The sequence below is a fragment of the Acidisphaera rubrifaciens HS-AP3 genome (genome assembly GCF_000964365.1).
GTDB classification, from domain to species: domain Bacteria; phylum Pseudomonadota; class Alphaproteobacteria; order Acetobacterales; family Acetobacteraceae; genus Acidisphaera; species Acidisphaera rubrifaciens.
In genome coordinates, this window is sequence record NZ_BANB01000305.1 from 1 (window position 1) to 3,724 (window position 3,724).

At 70.5% G+C, this 3,724-nt stretch carries 2 protein-coding genes; both read right to left on the reverse strand.

The annotated features are described in order from the left end of the window. Positions 1-1,757, reverse strand: a 1,757-nt coding sequence (locus tag B8460_RS10120) for a tetratricopeptide repeat protein (protein ID WP_052945208.1), incomplete at its 3' end; no start/stop codon positions are given. Positions 1,758-1,851: 94 nt separating this feature from the next. After that, entirely contained in the window at positions 1,852-3,492 is a 1,641-nt protein-coding gene (locus tag B8460_RS10125; RefSeq protein WP_048861477.1) for an electron transfer flavoprotein-ubiquinone oxidoreductase, read from the reverse strand. Between the last annotated feature and the right edge of the window lie 232 nt (positions 3,493-3,724).

The window sequence follows — 3,724 nt, forward strand, 5'->3', positions numbered from 1 at the left end:
GCCGCGGCGCTGTCGGGCGTGGGGGTCGCGCTGGCGGCGAGTTCGTGCAGCTTCGCCTCCAGTTTCGCCGCCTCGTCCTTGTCGGGGTTGAAGGTGAGGGCCCGGCGCCACTGGTATTCCGCGTCGAGCTTCCGCCCGGCGGCCAGATAGGCATCGCCGAGATGGCCGTTGATCTCCGCATCCTCGGGCTGCAGCTCGACCGCGCGTTCGAGGGTCTTCACCGCCTCCTTGGTGTCGCCCTGGCGCAGCAGGACCCAGCCGAGGCTGTCGACGATCGCCCCGTCATTCGGCCGCTGCTCGGCCGCACGCTCGATCATCTGCTTGGCCTGCGAGAGATGCGTGCCCTGGTCGGCCCAGGAATAACCGAGATAATTCAGCACGGCCGGCTGATCGGGCGCGAGTTCGAGCGCCTGATGGAAATCCGCCTCGGCCTTCGGCCACTGGTTCGACCGCTCATAGGCGATGCCGCGGGCATAGAAGAGCGGCCAGGCGATACGGCGCGGCTGCTCGCCCTGGCGCATGATGGCCCGGTCATAGGCGGTGATGGCATCGGTGAACCGCCCCTTGGCGCGCAGCGTGTCGCCAAGCTGAGCGTCCGGCAGCGGGCTGTCCGGGTATTCGCGCGACAGCTCCTCCAGATCCCGGGTCGCGAGGTCGGTATGACCGAGCATGTCCTCCAGCGCCGCGCGGCGCAGGCGCACCACCGCCGACAGCGGATCGTCCTTGCCGACCGGCGCCAGGATCGCCAGCGCGGCGTCATAATGCTTGGCGGTCTGCTCGATGTCGGAGAGCAGCATGCGGGCCGCCACGAAATCCGGCCGCAGGTCGAGCGCGAGACGCAGCAGCAGCATGGAGAAATCCGTCGCGTCCTGCTGGCGCAGCGCGGCGGCGAGCGCGAGATACGCCTCGGCGATCCCGTCGGTCGCGCGTGCGATCGGGCGGCGCATCACCGCCGCCTCCAGCGCCGGCAGGGCGATCGCGAAATCGTCGCCGCCCTCCAGCAGCGCGCGCAGCGTGTCGTCGGCCTCCTGCGTGTGGCCCTGCCGCGCCTGCCAGCTTGCCAGCGCCTCCGCCAGACGCAGGTTGGTGCCGCCGTATTCGGTCTGCGCGGTCCGATACAGCCGCGCCGCGTCGGCCGCCCGTCCGCCGAGATCGGCGATCATCGCGGCATGCAGCGCATAGACGCCGCGGAAACGCTGCCCCTCCACATACGGGCGGAGCGTGGCGAGCGCCGCATCCACATGCCCCCCGCCGAGCTGCGCCCAGGCGACCAGCAGCGGCTGGAGAACCTGGGTCAGCCCCTGCCGCGGCAGATTGTGGAAATGGTTCTCCGCCGCGTCCCAACGGCCCGCCTTGGCGTCGGCATCGGCCAGCAGCAGCTGCGCCGCCTGATTGTCGGGCAGCCGGCGCGCCAGCCGCACCGCCTCCGGCCGGCCGGCGAGCAGGGCCGAGACGAAGGCCTGTTCCACCAGCTCCGTGTTGCGGGGATCGAGCGTCATCGCCCGCTCGAAATACTCGGCCGCCCGGTTCATGTCCGACTGGGCGACCGCGAAGCGCCCGCACAGGAAGTCGCCGGCGAGGCCATAGACGGGCGGCCGTTCGGCCGTCCCCCCGCCTGCCACCGTCCCGCGCATCGCCGCGGCGGCCGGGGCGCCCGCGCCGAGACACGCCCCCAGCAGGGACGCCGACAGGAACGCCGAGAACAGCAGCGCGGGACGGAGACGACGGGGCGGGCGCCGGGCGGAGGAAGCGTACATCAGGAACCAACGAAGTTATGGGTATCCCAGACTGCCACGCGCCGGCACGGCGCACACGCGGCAAAACACGGGGGTTGACGGTTTGTCATGCGGGCTACATCCCGCCCGGGTAGTTCGGCCCGCCGCCGCCCTCGGGCGTCACCCAGTCGATATTCTGGCCCGGGTCCTTGATGTCGCAGGTTTTGCAGTGGACGCAGTTCTGCGCGTTGATCTGCAACCGCGGCGCCCCCTCCTCCGCGCCCACGATCTCGTAGACGCCGGCCGGGCAGTAGCGCGTCTCCGGGCTGCGGAACTGCTCCCAGTTCACGGCGATCGCCTGCGACGGATCACGCAGACGCAGATGCGCGGGCTGATTCTCCTCATGGTTGGTGTTGCTGATGAACACCGACGAGAGGCGGTCGAACGTGAGCTTGCCGTCCGGGCGCGGATAGGCGATGCGCGGCGCCCGGTCGGCCCGCTGCAGCGAGTCGTGATCGGGATGGACGTGATGGAACGTCCACGGCGCCCGGCCGCGAAAGACATAGGTGTCGAGGCCGGCATAGGCGAGCCCGCCCAGCAGACCCCAGCGGGCGAAGGCCGGGCGGACGTTGCGCACCGCCGCAAGCTCCTCCCACACCCAGCTCGCGCGCAGCCGCTCCGGGTAGGTGTCGAGCACCGCCGGACGGTCGCCAGCGAGCGCGTCGGCAACCGTTTCGGCCGCAACCATCCCCGACTTCATCGCGGTGTGCGAGCCCTTGATCTTCGGCACGTTGACGAAGCCCGCCGAGCAGCCGATCAGCGCGCCGCCGGGAAACACCAGGGTCGGGATCGATTGCAGCCCGCCCTCGTTGAGCGCGCGCGCGCCATAGCTGATGCGCCGGCCGCCCTCGAAATGCCCGCGCACGGCCGGGTGCGTCTTGAACCGCTGCATCTCCTCGAACGGCGAAAGCCACGGGTTGCGGTAGTCGAGCCCGATGACGAACCCGTACGAGATCAGGTTGTCCCCGAAATGATACAGGAACGATCCGCCATAGGTGGCGCGGTCCAGCGGCCAGCCGATCGTATGCTCGATCAGGCCCGCGCGGTGGCGCTCGGCGGGGATTTCCCACAGCTCCTTGATGCCGATCGCATAGGTCTGCGGATCGTGCCCGTCGCGCAGGCCGTAGCGCGTCATCAGCTGCTTCGACAGCGAGCCCCGGCAGCCCTCGGCGAACAGGGTATAGGTGGCACGCAGCTCCATGCCGCGCTGCCACGCATCGGTGGGGGCGCCGTCGCGGCCGATGCCCATGTCGCCGGTCGCGACGCCGACCACGCGCCCGTCCTCGATCAGCGCCTCGGCGGCGGCGAAGCCCGGATAGATCTCGACGCCCAGCGCCTCCGCCTGCTGGCCGAGCCAGCGGCACACGTCGCCGAGGCTGACGATGTAGTTGCCGTGATTGTTCATCTGCGGCGGCGTCGGCATCTTGTAGGCGCGCTGTTCCGTGAGGAACAGGAAGCGGTCCTCGCGTGCCGGCGTGGAAAGCGGCGCGCCCCGCTCGGCCCAGTCGGGCAGGAGCTCATTGAGCGCCCGGGGCTCGATCACCGCACCGGACAGGATATGCGCGCCGACCTCGCTGCCCTTTTCGACCACGCACACGGCGGCGTCCGGGGCAAGCTGCTTGAGGCGGATCGCCGCGGCGAGACCGGCGGGTCCGGCACCGACAATGACGACATCGAACGCCATACTCTCGCGCGGCGGCACTTCCTCGTCGGCCATGCAGTCCCTCCCGTATGCCGCCACTAGATGTGGGGTCGGCCGCGAAACTAGGCAGACTGTCGTGCGGACGCAAAATCGACCAGGATCGGCGGATGGACGCCCAAGCCTTTCTGCGCGCGGCGCTGGTGCTGCAACACGACTGGGGCGTGGACGAGGCGCTCGACGCGGTCGCGGCCGACCGCTTTGCCGCCGCCCCGCCGGCCGGCGCCCCGCCCCTGGCTGACCCGCGTGC

Excerpts from the sequence above, each read along its gene's own strand:
- B8460_RS10125 (WP_048861477.1), bottom strand. The coding sequence starts at position 3,492 with ATGGCCGACGAGGAAGTGCCGCCGCGCGAGAGTATGGCGTTCGATGTC.